This is a genomic window from Frankia sp. CeD, assembly GCF_000732115.1.
Classification (GTDB): Bacteria; Actinomycetota; Actinomycetes; order Frankiales; family Frankiaceae; genus Frankia; species Frankia casuarinae.
The window spans coordinates 30,703-48,834 of the sequence record NZ_JPGU01000007.1 but is presented as its reverse complement, the minus strand read 5'-3'; the positions used below and the strand labels follow the sequence as shown (position 1 = coordinate 48,834).

The following is an 18,132-nucleotide window of genomic DNA, read 5'->3' as shown; positions in this document are numbered from 1 at the left end:
GCCGTCCGGTCAGGCGGTGGCGCGTTTCGCCGCGAGACGCGCCGGGTCCGGCCAGCGGACGTCCCACACCAGGTGAACGGTCTCCATCATCTTGATCAGGTAGAAGCTGGTGTCGATCTGCCAGGGCCGCACCCCGTGCCGGGCCGAGGTCGGCTCGGCGTGATGCAGGTTGTGCCAGGATTCGCCCATCGACAGCAGGGCCAGCGGCCACACGTTGGTCGACCGGTCCCGCGACCGGTAGGGACGCGAGCCGAGGACGTGGCAGATGCTGTTCACCGACCACGTGACGTGGTGCAGCAGCGCGATACGGACCAGCCCGGCCCAGAAGAACGCCTCCAGCGCCGCGGCGAACGAACCCCCCCACAGGCCGCCGATCACGGCGGGCAGCGCGAGGCTGGCGAACGCGCACAGCGCGAACGAGCGGCTGACCTTCATGATGTCGGGATCGTCGAGCAGGTCCGGGGCGAACCGACGCTGGTCGGTCTGCTCGACGTCGAACAGCCAACCCACGTGGGCGTGCCAGAGACCCTTGATCAGCGACCACGTCCCCGGACCGTAACGCCACGGCGAGTGCGGGTCGCCCTCGGTGTCGCTGAAGGCGTGATGACGCCGGTGGTCGGCCACCCAGCGGATGACCGGACCCTCGATCGCCATGTTGCCGGCGACCGCCAACGCGATCCGCACCGGCCTGGACGTCCGGAAGCCGCGGTGGGTGAAGTAACGGTGAAAGCCGATCGTCACGCCGTGGCCGGTGATGCCGTAGAACACCACGGCGAGGACGACGTCCCGCCAGGAGATCCACTGCCCCCACATCGCCGGGATCGCGACCGCCAGGGCGACCAGCGGCACCACGATCGTCACCACCATCACGACCTGCTCGGCGTGGGCCTTCGCCATCGAGCGGGGCCGCGTGGCGTTACCGCGGCTGTTCGCGGGATCAGCCCGGCGGGGAACCGGACCCGTGGTGGGTTCGCGGTTGTCCCGCGGTGCCCGATTATCGCTCGGCGTCACCGTGTCGGTAGCGGTCATTGCCTCGTTCCATCCGTCGCGGCTGGCCCACTGTGCCGGCGCTCCATCCGCCACGGTAGCCCGCCGACATGACAACGTCCCCCCTCCTCCACGTCCGCCACGCAAACAAACCATCCGTCGCCGACCCGACCCGGATCGATCGGCACCGCCGCGCACCACGATCACCGACAGGTCGATGACAAGCCGATGACAAATAATGACATCCAATGACATTTAACGCCATCAGCCGACAGTCGGTGACAGTCAGTGACAGTCAGTGACAGTCGGGCGACGAAGAGATGAACGACAGCCGGCCAAACCCGGTCCGGGACGCCCGCCCGCGCCGGCCGGCGGGCCGGGTAGCCGGTGGCGGCCCGGCTTTTACCATCCGAGCCACCCCACGATGGTAGAGTTGGCGTGTTTTCTCGCGGTCCGCCGTAGTGTAATCGGCAGCACAGGAGATTTTGGTTCTCTTAGTCCACGTTCGAGTCGTGGCGGCGGAGCACTACCAGGCACCACCAGTAATACCATCGAAAAGAATATTCCGGAAGCACCGCCGCCGCACCATCACCACGGCGGTGGCCAGGCCCACATCATTTCCCGGTCCGGGGCCGGCGTGTTCCCGGGATGGCCGTGGCATCTGCCGGCGCCTTCCGGTCGACGAGTAGTGTGGGCGCCGTCGCCCCACCGCTGTCCAGGTCCGAAGACTCGGGAGATCGCGTGACATCATCACGTCCGGTGGCCGTCATCATCCTGGCAGCGGGCGAAGGCAAGCGCATGCGCTCGACGAGACCGAAGGTGCTGCACCACATCGCTGGGCGCTCCCTTCTCCACCACGTGCTGAGCGCGGCCGGAGCCCTCGCGGCGGCGCGTACCGCGGTCGTCGTGGGCCACGGCCGCGAACAGGTCGCGGCGATGCTGGCGGAGCAGGCTCCCGAGGTCGTCCCGGTCGTCCAGGACCGCCAACACGGCACGGGCCACGCCGTCCGGGTGGCCCTGGCGGCGCTCGGCGAGCTGGCGCCCGGCGACACGGTGGTCGTGCTGCCCGGCGACACCCCGCTGTTGACCAGCGCGACACTCACTGCCCTGGTGGCCCAGCACCATGCCCGGGCGGCCGCGGCGACGGTCCTGTCGGCCGTCATCGACGACGCCACCGGTTACGGCCGGGTGGTGCGCGACGGCGACGGCGCGGTCCGGGCCATCGTCGAGCATCGCGACGCCGACGCCGCCACCGCGACGATCCGAGANATCAACACCGGCGTGTACGCGTTCGCAGCGGGCCCGCTCCAGACCGCGCTCGCGCGGCTGACCAGGGATAATGCTCAAGGCGAGGAGTACCTCACCGACGTCGTCGGGCTGCTGGTCGCCGCCGGGCAGCCGGTGGCCGCGCGGGTCGTGGACGATCCCGGCGAGGCCGGTGGGGTGAACGACCGCGTCCAGCTCGCCGCCGCCGGACGGGTGCTGCGGGACCGGATCGTCGAGGCGGCGATGCGCGCCGGCACCACCGTCGTCGACCCGCGGACCACCTGGATCGACGCCGACGTCACTCTCGAACCGGACACGACTATCGCCCCCAACACCTTCCTGCACGGCCGGACGCACGTCGCTCGCGGCGCCGTCATCGGCCCCGAATGCNCCTTGACGGACACGACGGTAGGCGCGGGCGCGACCGTCCTGCGGACCACGGCCGAGCGGGCCGAGATCGGCGCCGGGGCCGTGGTCGGGCCTTACAGCCATCTCCGACCGGGCACCCGACTGGGCCGCGAAGGCAAGATCGGCTCCTTCGTCGAGACGAAGTCGGCCGATCTCGGGAACCAGACGAAGGTCCCGCATCTGGCGTATGTCGGCGACGCGGTGGTCGGCGAGCGCAGCAACATCGGATGCACGACGGTCTTCGTGAACTACGACGGGGTGGCCAAGCACCGCACGGTGATCGGCTCGGACGTCCGGATCGGCAGCGATACCATGCTCGTTGCTCCGGTCACGGTCGGGGACGGGGCCTACACCGGCGCCGGATCCGTGATCCGGGAGGACGTTCCGCCGGGCGCGCTGGCGGTCCGGGAGGGGCGGCAACGGATCATCGAAGGCTGGGTCTCCCGCCGCCGTCCCGGCAGCCCGGCGGCACGAGCGGCCGCCGCTGCCGGCGTCCAGGCCCCCGGCAGCGTCGGGGATCCCGAGCATCCCGATGAAATGCCGCAACCGTCCGCGGCCGAGGCCGCCGTGCCGATCCCAGCTCATCAGGGTGACGTGGCGCACCGGAGTGAGTTGCCGCATACCGGCGAGGGCGAGGCCGGCATCGCTGGCATTCCCGGCGCGGGGAGCAGAACGTAAAGAGACGTCCGTCCAAACCTTCTGGCCAGCGAGGGGATGCACACCGCCCGACCTGCCCCGCCCGGGTCGGCCGCCCGGGGTCCGCAGGCGGCGATCCGGGCACGTGGGTACCATCCCGCCTGCGCAAACAGGGGCGGGGCCGGGTATGCCCGAGTGTTGAACCGTGCAGCCTCACGGCCGTTCCCCCGGACGGGTCACCCGCCCGGGGGCTGCCCCCGCCAGCCCGATCACGCCAGCCCGATCATCCCGTCACGCCCGAGGAGTACGCGGTGGCCTACCAGACCGAGAACCGGCGCAATCTGATGCTCTTCGCGGGACGTTCGCACCCGGGCCTCACGGCGGAGGTCGCGGCCGNGCTCGACGTCGAGCCCGTCCCCACCCATGCCTACGAATTCGCCAGCGGCGAGATCTTCGTCCGCTTCTCCGAATCGGTTCGGGGCTGCGACGCCTTCGTGCTCCAGTGCCATTCGGCTCCGGTGAACACCTGGCTGATGGAACAGCTGATCATGGTGGACGCGCTGAAGCGGGCCAGCGCCAAACGGATCACCGTCGTCGCGCCCTTCTNCCCCTATGCGCGCCAGGACAAGAAGCACCGTGGCCGGGAGCCGATCTCGGCCCGCCTCGTCGCCGATTTGTTCAAGACCGCCGGCGCGCACCGGCTCATGTCGGTCGACCTGCACACCGCCCAGATTCAGGGCTTCTTCGACGGGCCGGTGGACCATCTCTTCGCGTTGCCGCTGCTCACCGACTACATCGAGTCCAAGCTGGACACGTCCGAGGTGACCGTCGTCGCCCCCGACTCGGGCCGGGTCCGCGTGGCCGAGCGGTGGACCGACCGGCTCGGCTGCCCGCTGGCCATCATCCACAAGCGGCGTGACCCGGACGTTCCCAACCAGGTGANGATGTTCGACGTGGTCGGCGAGGTGCACGGACGGACCTGCGTCATCGTCGACGACATGATCGACACTGCCGGCACGATCACGAAGGCCGCGGAGTCACTCAAGGAGCACGGCGCGGCGGGCGTCATCGCGGCGGCAACCCACGGCGTGCTCTCCGGCCCCGCCGCCGACCGGCTGAAGAACTCGGAGATCAGCGAGGTCGTCCTCACGAACACGCTGCCCCTGCCCAGCGAGGCTCGCATCGACAAGATCACCGAACTGTCCATCGCCCCGCTGCTGGCCGCGGCCATCAAGGCCGTGTTCGAGGACGGGTCGGTGACCGGCCTGTTCGGCGGAGACGCCTGACCGAGGCTCGCATCCCCNCCCCGCCGCGAGACAGGCGCGGGCAGGCGAACGGCCGCGGCGAACGACCTGGGGCGTCCCGGCGGCCGCCCCGCGTCCGTAGACTGCCCTGCCATGGCAGCGCAACAGCCGAAGGTGTCTCTCACCGGGATCAAGCCGACGGGCGAGCCGCACCTCGGCAACTACATCGGAGCGATCCGGCCGTCGCTGGAGCTCACCTCGGCCTACGAGTCGATCTACTTCGTCGCCGACTATCACGCCCTGACATCCGTGCGTAGTCGCGAGGAGTTGGCGAGCTATACCCGCTCGGTGGCGGCCACGTGGCTCGTGCTCGGGCTCGACCCGACGAGCACGATCTTCTACCGCCAGTCCGACGTCCCCGAGATCTTCGAGCTGACCTGGGTGCTGTCCTGCGTCACCGGCAAGGGTCTGATGAACCGGGCCCACGCCTACAAGGCGGCCCGTGACCGCAACGCCGAGGCCGGCGTCCCCGATCTGGACGCCGGCATCAACATGGGCCTGTTCAACTATCCGATTCTGATGGCCGTCGACATTCTCATCATGAATGCCGACGTGGTCCCCGTTGGCCAGGACCAGTCGCAGCATGTGGAATACGCCGCCGACATCGCCGGCTCCTTCAACCATCTGTTCGGCGACGTGTTCAGCCTGAAGATCCCGGAGGTGGTCCTCCCGGCCGGGAGCTCGGCGAAGGTACTGCCCGGCATCGACGGCCGCAAGATGAGCAAGTCATACCGGAACACAATCCCCCTCTTCGCGCCGGAGAAGCAGCTACGGAAACTCGTCCGTGGGATCGTGAGCGACAGCACACCGCTGGCGGACCCGAAGGACCCGGACAGTTCCGCGGCCTTCGTTCTGCTCGAGAACTTCGCGACTCCAGAAACGATCAAGGAGATGCGCGGCCGTCTGGAGCAGGGCGGCACCGGGTGGGGCGAGGTGAAGAACGCCCTGTTCGAGACGCTCAACGACTGGCTGTCACCGCTGCGGGAGCGCTACACCGAGCTCATCGCCCCGGACAGCGAGCTGGACGGCATCCTCGCGGCGGGTGCCGAGCGGGCCCGCGACCGGGCCCGGCCGGTGCTCGCCGGCGTCCGGCGCGCGATCGGGATCTCGCACCTCTGACCTCCCCCGCCGTTGCGCCCTTCCCCGCCGTTGCGCCGGGTGGCTCAGTTGCGCCGGGTGGCCCAGTTGCGCCGGGTGGCTCAGTCGGAGCGGGCGGCGCGGGCAGCGGCCAGCCGGCAGAAGGCCGCGATGTCGAGGGTCTCGCCCCGGGCACCGGGATCGACCTCGGCGGCACGCGCCAAGTCCCCGGCGGCGGCGGGCGATCCGGCCCAGGGCGCCAGGGCCGTACGCAGGGTCTTGCGGCGCTGCGCGAACGCGGCATCGATCGCGGCGAACACGTCCGCCCGCAGCCGCGCCGGACCGGGCAGGGGCCTGCGGGCGAAGGCCACCAGCCCTGAATCAACGTTCGGCTGCGGCCAGAAGACCGGTCTGGGCACCGCGCCGGCCGGCCGGGCGTGCGCGTACCAGGCCAGCTTGACGCTGGGCGCCCCATACACCCGGCTGCCCGGCGGCGCGGTGAGCCGGTCGGCAACCTCCGCCTGGACCATCACCAGCCCACGGCGCAGCGAGGGCAGCCGTTCCAGCAGCCCGAGCAGCAGCGGCACCGCGATGTTGTAGGGCAGGTTCGCGGCGAGCACCCCGGGCGCGGCCACGTCGGCGGGCAGGTCGGCCAGGGTGACCCGCAGACCGTCGGCGGCCACCACGCGCAACCGCTCGGCGACGTCGGCCGGCAGCCGGGCGGCCACGGTCACCGGCAGGGCCGCGGCGAGNGGGCGATCCACCTCGACGGCGACGACGGCCTTCGCCGCCTCGACGAGCCCCAGGGTCATCGACCCGAGTCCTGGCCCGATCTCCAGCACCGTGTCGTCCGGGCCGACGCCGGCGAGCCGCACCAACCGGCGGACGGTGTTCGCGTCAACGAGGAAGTTCTGTCCGCGCCGTTTCGTCGGCCGCAGGCCCAGCTCGTGCGCGAGGGCCCGAAGTTCAGCCGGCGAGAACAGCGCGTCGGTGTCTACCAGGGCCCGAACACCCGCTCCGCGTTCGCGGCGATGTGCGTGCCGAGCTCGGCGACGCCGACGCCGCGGGTCTCGGCCAGCACCCGCAGCGTCAGCGGAATGAGGTACGGGCCGCCGGGCCGGCCCCGCCAGGGGGTCGGGGTGAGGAACGGCGCGTCGGTCTCCACCAGGATGAGATCCGCCGGAGCGACGGCCGCCGCCTCCCGCAGATTGGCGGCATTGGAGAAGGTGACGTTGCCGGCGAACGACATCACGTACCCGGCGTCCGCGCAGATCTTCGCCATCGCCGTGTCCCCGGAGAAGGCGTGGAAGACGACCTTCTCCGGGGCGCCCTCCTCGGCGAGGATACGCAGCGTGTCGTCGTGGGCGTCCCGGTCGTGGATCATCAGCGCCCGGCCGGTCTCCTTGGCGATCGCGATGTGGCGCCGGAAGCTCTCCTGCTGCACGGCATGCGCCTCGGGTGGGGTGCGAAAGTAGTCCAGGCCCGTCTCGCCGACCGCGCGCACGCGATCGGCGCGGGCCAACTCGGCGATGGCGGCGAACGTCTCCTCGGTGACCCCCCGGGCCGCCTCGTTGGGATGAATCGCGACGGCGGCGTAGATCTCCGGATGCGCCGCGGCAACCTCGGCCTGCCATCTGCTGGTGGGCAGGTCGATGCCGACGGTGACGGCCCGCGTGACACCGACCGCCCGGGCCGCCGCGATCGCCGCCGGAACTTCGGTGCCCATCAGGTCGAGATGACAGTGGCTGTCGACCACGGCCACGGGAAGAGGGTCCGGCGGTGGCGGCGGATCACCCGACCGGCCAGAGTTTCGCGCCACCTCACCCGCCCTCTCGTGCCCGCCCTTCGTTTCCTGAGGTCTGAAGTCTACGACCGCCGCCGGGTGTGCCAGACAACCCGGCATGGGACGCTAATCGGGTGAGCAAGCGCAAGGACCCCACGCGATGACGACACCGTTGACCGTTGCCCTGGTCACCCCGCTGACCGGTCCCGATGCCGCCCAAGGCCTCGCCGGGCTACGAGGGGTCACCCTGTGGGCGCGTGACGAACGCCTCCCACTGCCCTGGGACGAGGTGAGTCTCACCGCCTACGACGCGTATCCCGATTCGGCCGCCGCCATGCGCGCCGCGGTGGCCGCGGGGCCGGACGCCCTGCTCGGACCCTACGGCCACCGGGCGGCACTCGCGGCCTGCGCCTCGACGGACCGGGTGGTCTTCAACACCGGCGCCCCGTCCACGCGCTTCGTCCGGCAGGCGTTCCCGAACGTCGTGAACATCGCCGCGGCCACCTCGACCTGGCCGCGCGGGGTCCTCGCCGCCGTACGGGCGGCCGATCGACGGGCCCGCAAGGTCGTCCTGCTCGCCTCCGGGGACACCGCCGTCGAGATCACATCGGTGACGAAGGCCGCCGCGGTGGCGCAGTCGTTCGAGGTGGCCTCGCACGTCTTCCCCCCGGGCAAGGCCGCCCTCGCCGCGACCCGGCTGCCCCCGGGCGACATCCTCATCGTCCACGCCGGCCCGGACGACGAGCTGGCGGCGGCGAACATCCTGCTGCGCCGGCCGTGGCGGGCGGCCGCTTTCTCCACGGCCGTCAGCGCGCAGGCCACCGCGAGCCTGGGCGACCTGCGCGAGCAGCTGCTGGCGCCGGGCAGCTGGATGCCCGAGAGCACCCAGCCGACCGCGACCGGCCCGACCGCGCGGGAGTTCACCGCCGACTTCACCGCCCTGCACGGCGTCGCGCCGACCGAAACGGCGGCCTGGGCCTACGTCACCGGGTTGATCCTGGGACGGGCCATTCGCTACTGCGGAGGCGTGCAGGATGCCTCCGTGCTCGCCGCCGCCCGGGGCATCGACACGACCACGTTGCTCGGTCGCTTCCGGCTGGACGAGGCGACGGGGCTCCAGGTCGGCCACCAGATCCCGATCGTGCAGTGGCAGGCCGGTGCCTCCCGGACGGTCTGGCCCCGTGAGTCGGCGCGGGCACCGTTCGCCCATCCCCGGCTGTTCACCAGCCGACCGGGGATGGCGTCTCGGACTTCGCCGGGGACGCCCACGCCCACGCAGCCTCGGACGCCTCCGGCCTCACGCACACTCCCCACCACGTGAGTGGCTCTCCGCCGCCAGCGGACCGTCCGGGGCGGGTGAACCGTCCGGAGCGGGTGAACCGTCCGGAGCGGTGGACCACCCGGAGCGGGTGAACGGTGGTTGGTTCGGGTGCCGCCGTGGTACTGAGAAGCTCTACGGCGGCACCTGCGCGGGCCGCGGAGGGGGAAACATGACGGCGGGTCCACTCGGTCGTGTTCCCACGAGGCCGTGGCGCCGCCGGGCCGCGGTGGGCATCCTCGGCGGCCTGACGGTGGCCTTCGCGGTGGCGACGGCCCGGCTGTTCGTCTTTCCGCACCAGGATGCTCCCGCCCCGGTGGACGCGATCGTCATGTTCGCCGGGAGCCCGGGACGGCTCGAACGCGCCGTCGCACTCGCGCGGGCCGGCTACGCACCCGTGCTCGCGGTCTCGGCGCCGACGGAGAAGGACCCGTGCCCCGGGCCCATTCCCGGGGTGGAGGTGATCTGTTTCTCGCCCGATCCGCGGACGACCCAGGGCGAGTCGCGGTGGACCTCCGCGGCGGCGGCACGCCGCGGGTGGCATTCACTCATAGTCGTCGCCTCGACCTCGCAGAGCACGCGCGCCCGGCTGCGCCTCGCCCGTTGCTATGACGGCGAGACGCGGATGCAGGGGGTCCCGCCCCCCCGCCGGGCCTGGCCGTACGTGATCGCCTACGAGTGGGCGGCGCTGGGCAAGGCCCTCGTTCTCCAACGCCACTGCTGACCGCCGACCGTGCTCAGCGCCCGCCAGCCCGGTCCCCGGCCCGGACGGCGAGCTCCGCGGCATAGACCTCGTTGCGGGAGACGCCGTACTCGGCGGCCACGGCCTTGCGCGCGTCCTTCGGGGACATCCCCACCGAGGTTCGTCGGGCTACCTCGGCGACGAGGATCCTGCCGTCGATGATCGGTTCGGCCCCGCTCAGCCCGGCCCCGCCTGGTTCGGCCCCGCTCGGCTCGGCCCGGCCCCGGGCACCGCCGGCGACCACCAGCGTGAACTCCCCCCGGATGACCCGGCCGTCGGTGGCCCAGCCGAGCAGATCGGCGAGGTCGCCGCGGACGATCTCCTCGAAGGTCTTCGTCAGCTCGCGGCAGAGCACCGCCGGCCGGTCGGCGCCGAAGGCCGCGACGAGGTCGCGCAGGCCGGCCACGAGCCGGTGCGGGGACTCCAGGAACACCATCGTCCGCGGCTCGCCGGCCAGGTCGCGAAGGCGTCCACGCCGATCGCCGCCCTTGCGCGGCAGGAAGCCCTCGAAGGTCCAGCGGTCCGTCGGCAGCCCGCTGACGGCCAGGGCCGCGGTGACGGCGGACGGACCGGGAACGACGGTCACGGCCATCCCCGCGGCGGCGGCCGCGGCCACGACCCGGAACCCGGGGTCGGAGACGGCGGGCATCCCGGCGTCGGTGACGAGCGCGACGGTGGCGCCCTGGCGCAGGTAGTCGGTGAGCTGGGCGGCCCGGGCGCCTTCCACCGCGTCGTAGCACGACACGATCCGCCCGGACACCGTCACGCCGAGCGCGTGCGCCAGCCGTAGGACCCGGCGGGTGTCCTCGGCGGCGATCACATCCGCGGTGGCGAGGATCTCGCCGAGCCGAGGGCTGGCGTCCCGGACGTCGCCGATGGGGGCACCGCACAGCACCAGGGTCCCGGACACCCGACCAGTCTGTCAGGAGCCAGGACCTACCCTGATCGGTGTGACGGCGACGACGGCTCACCTGCCCTGGACGGCGACCGGTCGCGGGGACGCGGCGCGGGTGACCGGCCCGGGTTCCGCCGGCCCGGCCGGCGGTCGGGCGCTCTCGGTGCGTGAGCGGCTGTGTCCACCGATGCCGCGGTCGCCGCTCATGGGGTGGCTGGCGACCCTGTCCGTCGCGATCGTCGCCGGGCTGCTGCGTTTTTGGCACCTCACAGAGCCCCGCGGGATCTACTTCGACGAGGTCTACTACACCAAGGACGCCTGGGGCCTGCTGACGGCCGGGTATGAGATCAACTCGACGACCTGTTCCGGTCCGGCCTACGTCGTCCATCCGCCGTTCGGCAAATGGCTGATGGCCGCCTCCGAGGGCCTGTTCGGCTATACCGACTGTGCCGGGGTCCCGCACGGCAGTCCGGAGCTCGGCTGGCGGTTCTCGTCCGCGCTGTTCGGGACGCTCGCCGTCCTGGTCCTCGCCCGCGCCGCCCGACGGATGTTCCGCTCCACGCTCCTGGGCTGCTTCGCCGGTCTGCTCCTCGCCCTCGACGGGCTGGAGTTCGTGCAGAGCCGCATCGGGATCCTCGACATCTTCCTGATGACCGGCGTCGTCGTAGCGCTGGCCTGTCTGCTGCTCGACCGGGACGACGGCCGCCGCCGGCTCGCCGACCGGCTGGAACCGGTTGGTTCCAGCCCCGGCTCAGCACCCCTGGGGGACGAGGCCGCCGGCCCGGACGGCGGTACGGACGCCGGCCCGGACGGCGGCCCGACCACGACGGCTCCGCCCACCCGGGCCGACCGCCTCCTCGACATGTACGGGCCGCGGCTGGGGTTCCGCCCCTGGCGGCTGGCCTGCGGAGCGGCCCTGGGACTGTCCATGGGGGTGAAGTGGAGCGCCCTCTACACGATCATCGGCTTCGCGGCGCTCGCCCTCGCGTGGGACATCGGAGCACGGCGCACCGGCGGAGCCCGCCGACCCGTGCTGGGAGCACTGCGCCGGGACAGCCCGGCCTGGTTCGCCGCGTTCGTACTCGTCCCCATCGTGACCTTCCTCGCCACCTGGACCGGCTGGTTCGTCACCGACGGCGGCTACTACCGCCACTACTACGGCAACGGTTTCGGCGCCGCGTGGCACGGCTGGTGGAAGTACCAGATGGCGGTGCTGAAGTTCCACGAGGGACTCCACGAGGGGCACGCCTTCGCGTCGCATCCGATGAGCTGGCTGGTGATGGCGCGGCCGGTCGCGTACTACTACTCCTCGCCGGCGTACGGGACCTCGGGCTGCCACGATCCGGCCGGCTGCTCCCGGGAGGTCATCGCCCTGGGCAACCCGGCGATCTGGTGGGTCGGCACGGCGGCACTGGTCGCGATGCTCGCCTGGTGGGTCTCCCGGCGGGACTGGCGGGCGGCCCTGGTGCTGGTCGGGTTCGGCTCGGCCTTCGTGCCGTGGCTGCTGTTCCCGAACCGCACGATGTTCTTCTTCTACGCGCTGCCGTCGCTGCCGTTCCTGGTCCTCGCCATCACGGCGCTGGCCGGGCTCGTCCTCGGCCCGCGCGAGGCGTCGGAGACCCGCCGCCTGGTCGGGGCGCTGTCGGTCGGGGTCTACACGATCATCGTCGTGCTGCTCTTCGCGTACTTCTACCCGATCCTGGCCGCCGAGGTGATCCCCTACTCCTCGTGGCGCGCCCGGATGTGGTTCCCGGGCTGGATCTGACAGGACACCACACCAGGCCCACAGCGCCGACCCGTGGACCCCCGACGAGGCCCCACGGCGTCGCCTCAACGTGATCCGACTCACGGCTCCGCACCCCATTCGTGGCATCACCACCGTAGGCGATGCAACCATTACGAATCGGCAAGCTGGAACGGCGACAGCCGCGGCGACAGGGGTTATCGAAGTTGGACGGTCACGAAGAGTCGGACCAGGATGCCACTAGCAGCACCGCCCTGGCCCTTGAACGGGGGGGTCGCGTACAGCTCGAGAAGTCGATCCGAGAGGGTGGGGTGGTCACCATGCCCCGAGGCCGTGCGGCAGTGAGCGCCCAAACGGGCCTCCCTCCGACCTCCAACCACCGGAGACGGGTGTCGGGCGGGCCGAGACTGGGAGGAACCACCATGGCGGATGTGTCGGTACGCTTCGCGATGACCGATGACAGCGAGATCGTGCTGAACCTGTCGCTGACCCAGGCGATCCGGCTCACGGAGGCGATCGCGTCGAAGGTCAGCCAGGCGATGACCGAGCAGCCGCGAGCCGGCATGAACGGCAACGCCTACGGCCCCGGGGTGCGCCCCGGTCCCTACTCGACGTCCTGAGCCATCCGGCACCGAGCCGGGCTTGTCCCCCCGGTGTCGGGCTATCCCCCGGTCAGCTGGGCGATCAGAGCCCGCAGCAGGTCGAGATCCCGGCGGCGCAGCTCGGCGACGGACGACGGATCCGGCCGCGTGGAGGCCAGCGCCGCACGCACCGAGCGCAGCTTGCCGCGCAGGATCTCCACGTCGGCGGGTGTCAGTAGACCGTCGCGCAGGACCAGCACGACGTGGCCACCGTGCTGCACCACGTCCACCGGCTCGACCATCGGCAGCGTGACGACCCGGATACCGACGGGTGCCTCCTGGTCGTAGACGAGGCACAGCTGGTCCTCCGCCATCACCTCCGCGGTGCCGTCGTCCCACAGCACAGTCGCTCGGGCCGTGACGGGGGTCACGCCGCGGGCCGACTCGACCCGCACGGGGTCGGCGTTCCCGGCCGGTTCGCGACGGCCGGCCGGGTGGACGGCGAGTACCGTGCCGCGCCGCGACCAGACCCCGCCACCGAGGTCGTCAACGGGGAAGACCCGGTCACCCCGGGCGAACATCACCAACGCGGCACGACCGTCCTCGGCGATCGGCGGGTGGGCGGCCATGGCGTGATCGTAGGTGGCCACTGTGAGGGCCCGAGCGCCGAGACCCCACCAGGGCGCATCCGCAACNCCCGCACNCCCGCGCCGGGAACCACCGTTTCGCACCGGTGAACCGGTGCCAACGATCCTGGTAGCCACCGATGTGGCCGCGAACCACCGCCGGCATCGCACGTTCACCGGCTCGCCGCGGCCACTGTGGCTTATGCCCGGTGATGGTCCCGTGGACTCCGCCACGGGTTACCTTCGCCTGGTTGCCACCGAATCGCGTGGCGACCGGCGGCGGTCGGAGGACGCGGGCGGCTCCTAGCGGGCCGCGGCGACACGGTCCATCCTCCCCCCTGTCCGCAACCCCCACGGCCGACCTCGGCCGGTCACGCTTCGCGGAGCCCACGAATGCCCGACACCGACTATCCGCCCATCGAAGAGCACGCGGTCATCGGCGACCTGCGTACCGTGGCCCTGGTCGCCACGGACGGCACGATCGACTGGTACTGCCCGCAGCGCTTCGACGCGCCGTCGGTTTTCGCGAGTCTGCTGGACGCCGACCGTGGCGGATCGTTCCGTATCCACTGTCCGGACTCCCGGGCCAGGCAGCTCTACCTCCCCGACTCGAACATCCTGATGACCCGTTTCCTCGCCCCCCGCGCGGTCGGTGAGGTCATCGACTTCATGGTCCCGGTGGACAGCGACGTCACCGAGACACCGCACGTCGTGGTCCGCCAGGCCCGAGCGGTGCGTGGAACCGCCACGTTCCGGCTGCGCTGCGACCCCCGGTTCGACTACGGCCGGGCCCCGCACACCGTCACCCTGGTGCCTGGTTCGGGCGCGGTGTTCGAGTCGACCGCCGGCACCCTTGTGCTGCGCACGGCCCTGCCGCTGCGCGTCGAGGCCACGGCCGTGGTCGCCGAGTTCGAGCTGGCGATGGGCGAGTGTGCCGACATCGTGCTCGAATGGAACTCGACCATCCGCCCATTGATCATCGGCGAGGCGGAGACGTTGTTCACCCGGACGCTGAACTACTGGCAGGCCTGGATCCGGCGCGGGCGCTATCACGGCCGGTGGCGGGAGATGGTGCTACGCAGCGCTCTCGTCCTCAAACTGCTCGTCTACCGGCCCACCGGGGCGCTGGTGGCCGCGCCGACCACCTCGCTACCCGAGGAGCTCGGCGGCGTGCGCAACTGGGACTACCGCTACACCTGGATCCGCGACGCGGCCTTCACGGTGTACGCGCTGATGGCGCTCGGATTCACCGACGAGACCGCGGCGTTCATGGACTGGCTCGAACAGCGATGTCACGAGGCACCCAAGCACTGCGGGCTCTACGTGCTCTACAGCGTGGACGGCAACGCCGACCTGGACGAGCTGGTCCTCGACCAGCTGTCCGGCTATCGCGGCTCGAAGCCGGTGCGCATCGGCAACGCCGCCGCCACGCAGCTCCAGCTCGACATCTACGGCGAGCTGATGGACTCGGTGTACCTGTACAACAAGCAGGTCCCGATCTCCTTCCAGCTCTGGGAGGCGCTGGGCCGCCAGCTCGACTGGCTGGCCAGGCACTGGGACGAACCGGACGAGGGCATCTGGGAGACCCGGGGTGGGCGCCAGCGCTTCACCTACTCGGCCGTGATGACCTGGGTCGCCTTCGAACGGGCCTGCCGGATCTCGCGCCAGCGCGGCCTGCCCGGGCCGACGAACGAATGGAAGGACTACGCCGGGCGGGCCTACCGGTTCGTCCAGAACGAGGCGTGGAACCCCGCCCGCGGCGCCTACATGGAGTTCCCCGGCTCACCACGGATGGACGCATCCCTGCTGTGCATGCCGCTGGTGAAGTTCTCCGGCCCCACCGACCCCCGGTTCCTGTCGACCCTGGAACGGTTCAGCGGGGACCTGGTCAGCGACAGTCTGGTGCGCCGGTACGCCGCGGACGGCAGCGACGGCCTCACGGGTGACGAGGGCACCTTCAACCTGTGCTCGTTCTGGTACGTGGAGGCACTGACCCGGGCCGGTCGGGTCGCCGAGGCCCGGATGGTCTTCGAGAAGATGCTCACCTACGCCAACCATGTGGGGCTCTACGCCGAGGAGATCGGTTCCTCCGGGGAAGCGCTCGGCAACTTCCCGCAGGCGTTCACCCACCTCGCCCTGATCAGTGCCGCGATCCATCTCGACCGCGCGCTGGGGTGACCGACCCGAGGACAGGTGCGCGGTGACCACAGGTACGCGGTGACCACAGGTGCGCGGTGACCACAGGCGGTTTCCGGTGCCGGCGCGGCACGGCAGGATAGGCGGCGAGGACACGCACCGGAGCCGATAGCCTGAAGATCGGCACCGATGTTCGGAATGCGGGATCCTTCAAGGTCGGGATCCTCCGGGGTGCGGGATACGAGGGGCGAGGTCATGGCGGGACTGGACCGTTTNCGGGNGGNCGTGGNATCCGGGCGCGGNGATCGGACGGGNGNGGTCGTCCGGCTGCCCGGCGCACTCATCGTCGCCTGTGCCGGCCGGGCGGAGACGGCCGAGACGACCACCAGGCTGCTGGCGCTGTGCGCCGAGGTCGCTGCCGAGGTGGGCGCCACCGCGTCGACCATGGGTCGCCGGCTGGTGCGTCGGGTCGCGGGGCTGCTGGCCGATGCCGATCCGGATCGGGTGCCCGACTTCAGCCTGCTGACCACGGTCAATGACCGGGTCGCCGCGCTGGTCCACGGGGCGATGGACGTCGTCGCGACGGGCAGCTGCGGAGTGACGCTCTCCGGCGTCGACTCGGCCACGTGGGTCGACCGGCTACTGCCCACCGAGATCAGCCGGATCGACGTCGGCCCCACCGGCCTGGTCGGGCCGACGGGTTTCCCCGGCGGGCTCGGCGATCTCGGTTTCCCGCTTGACCTGCGCATCGGGGCCGTGCCCGGGATCGGGGTGAGTCTGCTGCTCAGCGACACGCCGTCGCTGCCCGCGCCGAAGGCCTCCGCCGAGCAGCTGCTCGCCGGATTCGATCCGGTCCGGGAGCCGATGACCGGCGCCGCGCCCATCCCCACGCCGGGAACCCGCGCCCCCGATCCGATGCCGACCACCCCGCCGGCGCTCGCCCCCCTGCTCAGCAAGGAGGAGGAGGCCCATCGACGCCGCGCCGCCGCCGAACCGACGCAGGCGGCCGACCTCGACGAGCTCGACGAGCTCGACGAAGATCCGCCCACCGAGCTGGCCCAGCGTGACTCGGTCCCGCGTGCCGGGAGCGATCTGGGTGGCAGGCACGGCCACGCCGGGCCCGTCGGCCACCGCGAGGGCCTCTCCGACGGTCTGGGCGACGACCTCACCGACGACGAGCACGACGCCCTGACCCAGCTCCCGGGCCAGAGCTTCACCGTCTCCGACCTCATCGAGGACGACGAGGCACCGACGATGCTGCCGAGCAGCGGCGAGCCTCAGGTCGAGGGTGTGCTGTGCGCCAACGGCCACTTCAACCACCCGCAGGCGCCGTACTGCTCCGAGTGCGGCCTGTCGCTCGCCCAGCAGAACACCCGCACGGTCTGGGGTCCCCGGCCGCCCGTCGGCGTCCTCGTCTTCGACGACGGCCAGACCATGAACGTCGACATGGACCTGGTGATCGGCCGCCAGCCGGACCGCGACGATGCGGTCCGGGCCGGGAAGGCACGGGCGCTGCCGGTCGAGGACGGTGAGAGCGCCGTCTCCCGGGTGCATGCCGTCATCACCCTCAACGGTTGGGACGCGGTCATCACCGACCAGGGTTCGGCGAACGGCACCTACATCGCCCCGCCGGAGGCGACCGTGTGGACGCCGCTGAGCCCGCACCAGCCGGCTCCCCTGATCCCCGGCACCCGCGTGCAGGTGGGCAAGCGGACGTTCGTCTTCAACTCCCACCTGCACGTTTGACCACCTGCCCGGGCAACCCACCCGCCCAGCCGAGGGGATCATGACGACGACGGACGACAACCGGCCAGCCGGCAACGACCCGCCGGCCAGCGATGGCGATGCGGCGCGCGGGAGTGACGCGCGGCCGCGGCGCCGCTGGGCCCGAAGCCGGCTGTGGTGGACGCCGATGGTGCTCGCCGTGCTGGCCGGCCTGCTGGCGGCCGGCGCGGCGCTGGGCAACCTCGCCAGCCGGTCACCGGACGAGGGGTCGGTCGATGTCGGCTTCGCCCGGGACATGTCCGAGCATCACGCCCAGGCCGTGCAGATGGCCATGATCGAGTTCAGTCACGGCGGTGACCAGGACACCCGCAGCGTGGCCCAGGACATCGCGCTGACCCAGCAACGCGAGATCGGCATCATGTCCTCATGGCTGTCCGGATGGGGGCGGCCCCAGTCCACCTCCGGGACACCGATGCGGTGGATGCGGGACTCCCGCACCGTCAACGGCGCCTCGGGCGGGCATGACGGTCATGCCGGGCCTGGCGCCGCCATGCCCGGCATGGACCTGCCGGGCCTGGCCGGGGGTGCGGCGCAGGACGCGTCCAGCGACCCGCGGGACACCGCGCGCATGCCGGGCATGGCGACCCCCGCCGAACTGCAACGGCTGGCCTCGATCCGGGGCCATGACCTCGACGTCCTCTTCCTTACCCTGATGGTGCACCACCATCAGGGGGGGCTGGCCATGGCCCAGTACGCGGCGATGCACGCCGGTGAGGACCGGGTACGGGCGATGGCCAGGGCGATGGTGCTCGCCCAGTCAATGGAGATCGACCAGATGCAGCGCGATCTGGTACNCCTCGGCGCGCCTCGGGCCTGACCGGCGAACCCACCTACTGTCACGACG

The 18,132-nt window shown here is 71.5% G+C and carries 15 protein-coding genes and 1 tRNA gene; 11 read left to right on the top strand and 5 right to left on the bottom strand.

Features of this window, described 5'->3' with window-relative positions:
- Window positions 1-9: 9 nt before the first annotated feature.
- On the bottom strand, window positions 10-1,029 hold the full coding sequence (locus CED_RS06855) for an acyl-CoA desaturase (protein ID WP_035909304.1): 1,020 nt from the start codon (window positions 1,027-1,029) through the stop codon (window positions 10-12).
- A gap of 410 nt (window positions 1,030-1,439) precedes the next feature.
- On the opposite strand from CED_RS06855, the gene CED_RS06850 reads away from it, so the two are divergent.
- The 4 genes from CED_RS06850 (at window position 1,440) to CED_RS06835 (ending at window position 5,720) form a co-directional block, all read left to right on the top strand.
- Window positions 1,440-1,511 (top strand) — tRNA-Gln (locus CED_RS06850).
- 217 nt (window positions 1,512-1,728) lie between these two features.
- Entirely contained in the window at window positions 1,729-3,339 is a 1,611-nt protein-coding gene (glmU, locus tag CED_RS06845; RefSeq protein WP_084680717.1) for a bifunctional UDP-N-acetylglucosamine diphosphorylase/glucosamine-1-phosphate N-acetyltransferase GlmU, read from the top strand.
- Window positions 3,340-3,608: 269 nt separating this feature from the next.
- The gene (locus CED_RS06840) at window positions 3,609-4,583 is read left to right on the top strand and encodes a ribose-phosphate diphosphokinase (protein ID WP_035909302.1); all 975 of its coding nucleotides are present in this window, start codon (window positions 3,609-3,611) and stop codon (window positions 4,581-4,583) included.
- Window positions 4,584-4,694: 111 nt separating this feature from the next.
- Window positions 4,695-5,720: a tryptophan--tRNA ligase gene (locus tag CED_RS06835; RefSeq protein ID WP_011438337.1), complete on the top strand. Its 1,026-nt coding sequence runs from the start codon at window positions 4,695-4,697 to the stop codon at window positions 5,718-5,720.
- 80 nt (window positions 5,721-5,800) lie between these two features.
- On the opposite strand, the gene rsmA is transcribed toward CED_RS06835, so the two are convergent.
- Together rsmA and CED_RS06825 are read right to left on the bottom strand one after the other, a co-directional pair.
- Window positions 5,801-6,556 (bottom strand): 16S rRNA (adenine(1518)-N(6)/adenine(1519)-N(6))-dimethyltransferase RsmA, encoded by a 756-nt coding sequence (gene rsmA, locus CED_RS06830; RefSeq protein ID WP_011438338.1) that lies wholly within the window; start codon window positions 6,554-6,556, stop codon window positions 5,801-5,803.
- Between the two features lie 116 nt (window positions 6,557-6,672).
- A complete protein-coding gene (locus tag CED_RS06825) occupies window positions 6,673-7,497 on the bottom strand; it encodes a TatD family hydrolase (RefSeq protein ID WP_011438339.1) in 825 nt (274 codons plus the stop codon).
- Window positions 7,498-7,621: 124 nt separating this feature from the next.
- Here CED_RS06825 and CED_RS06820 point away from each other — a divergent pair, with 124 nt between their 5' ends.
- Together CED_RS06820 and CED_RS06815 are read left to right on the top strand one after the other, a co-directional pair.
- Window positions 7,622-8,782, top strand: coding sequence for an ABC transporter substrate-binding protein (locus CED_RS06820; protein WP_011438340.1), 1,161 nt, complete (start codon window positions 7,622-7,624; stop codon window positions 8,780-8,782).
- A gap of 169 nt (window positions 8,783-8,951) precedes the next feature.
- Complete coding sequence (locus CED_RS06815; protein WP_023840053.1) at window positions 8,952-9,503, top strand: YdcF family protein; 552 nt, start codon at window positions 8,952-8,954, stop codon at window positions 9,501-9,503.
- 13 nt (window positions 9,504-9,516) lie between these two features.
- Here the strand turns inward: CED_RS06815 and rsmI are convergent, their stop codons facing one another.
- Window positions 9,517-10,431: a 16S rRNA (cytidine(1402)-2'-O)-methyltransferase gene (gene rsmI / locus CED_RS06810; RefSeq protein WP_035732497.1), complete on the bottom strand. Its 915-nt coding sequence runs from the start codon at window positions 10,429-10,431 to the stop codon at window positions 9,517-9,519.
- 40 nt (window positions 10,432-10,471) lie between these two features.
- On the opposite strand from rsmI, the gene CED_RS06805 reads away from it, so the two are divergent.
- Both CED_RS06805 and CED_RS06800 read left to right on the top strand, forming a co-directional pair.
- Window positions 10,472-12,181: a dolichyl-phosphate-mannose--protein mannosyltransferase gene (locus CED_RS06805; RefSeq protein ID WP_011438343.1), complete on the top strand. Its 1,710-nt coding sequence runs from the start codon at window positions 10,472-10,474 to the stop codon at window positions 12,179-12,181.
- A 401-nt stretch (window positions 12,182-12,582) separates the two neighbouring features.
- On the top strand, window positions 12,583-12,780 hold the full coding sequence (locus CED_RS06800; protein ID WP_006541195.1) for a hypothetical protein: 198 nt from the start codon (window positions 12,583-12,585) through the stop codon (window positions 12,778-12,780).
- A gap of 41 nt (window positions 12,781-12,821) precedes the next feature.
- On the opposite strand, the gene CED_RS06795 is transcribed toward CED_RS06800, so the two are convergent.
- Window positions 12,822-13,391 (bottom strand): hypothetical protein, encoded by a 570-nt coding sequence (locus tag CED_RS06795; protein ID WP_023840052.1) that lies wholly within the window; start codon window positions 13,389-13,391, stop codon window positions 12,822-12,824.
- Between the two features lie 369 nt (window positions 13,392-13,760).
- On the opposite strand from CED_RS06795, the gene CED_RS06790 reads away from it, so the two are divergent.
- The 3 genes from CED_RS06790 (at window position 13,761) to CED_RS06780 (ending at window position 18,105) form a co-directional block, all read left to right on the top strand.
- Window positions 13,761-15,545 (top strand): glycoside hydrolase family 15 protein, encoded by a 1,785-nt coding sequence (locus CED_RS06790; protein WP_011438346.1) that lies wholly within the window; start codon window positions 13,761-13,763, stop codon window positions 15,543-15,545.
- Between the two features lie 213 nt (window positions 15,546-15,758).
- A complete protein-coding gene (locus tag CED_RS06785) occupies window positions 15,759-17,249 on the top strand; it encodes an FHA domain-containing protein (RefSeq protein WP_035909297.1) in 1,491 nt (496 codons plus the stop codon).
- 40 nt (window positions 17,250-17,289) lie between these two features.
- The gene (locus CED_RS06780) at window positions 17,290-18,105 is read left to right on the top strand and encodes a DUF305 domain-containing protein (RefSeq protein WP_035909296.1); all 816 of its coding nucleotides are present in this window, start codon (window positions 17,290-17,292) and stop codon (window positions 18,103-18,105) included.
- The last annotated feature ends 27 nt before the right edge of the window (window positions 18,106-18,132 follow it).

What these genes read in the sequence shown, in the direction of transcription:
- CED_RS06855 (WP_035909304.1), bottom strand. Translation starts at nt 1,029, where the DNA reads ATGACCGCTACCGACACGGTGACGCCGAGCGATAATCGGGCACCGCGG.
- CED_RS06835 (WP_011438337.1), top strand. Translation starts at nt 4,695, where the DNA reads ATGGCAGCGCAACAGCCGAAGGTGTCTCTCACCGGGATCAAGCCGACG.
- CED_RS06820 (WP_011438340.1), top strand. Translation starts at nt 7,622, where the DNA reads ATGACGACACCGTTGACCGTTGCCCTGGTCACCCCGCTGACCGGTCCC.
- CED_RS06815 (WP_023840053.1), top strand. Translation starts at nt 8,952, where the DNA reads ATGACGGCGGGTCCACTCGGTCGTGTTCCCACGAGGCCGTGGCGCCGC.
- CED_RS06800 (WP_006541195.1), top strand. Translation starts at nt 12,583, where the DNA reads ATGGCGGATGTGTCGGTACGCTTCGCGATGACCGATGACAGCGAGATC.
- CED_RS06790 (WP_011438346.1), top strand. Translation starts at nt 13,761, where the DNA reads ATGCCCGACACCGACTATCCGCCCATCGAAGAGCACGCGGTCATCGGC.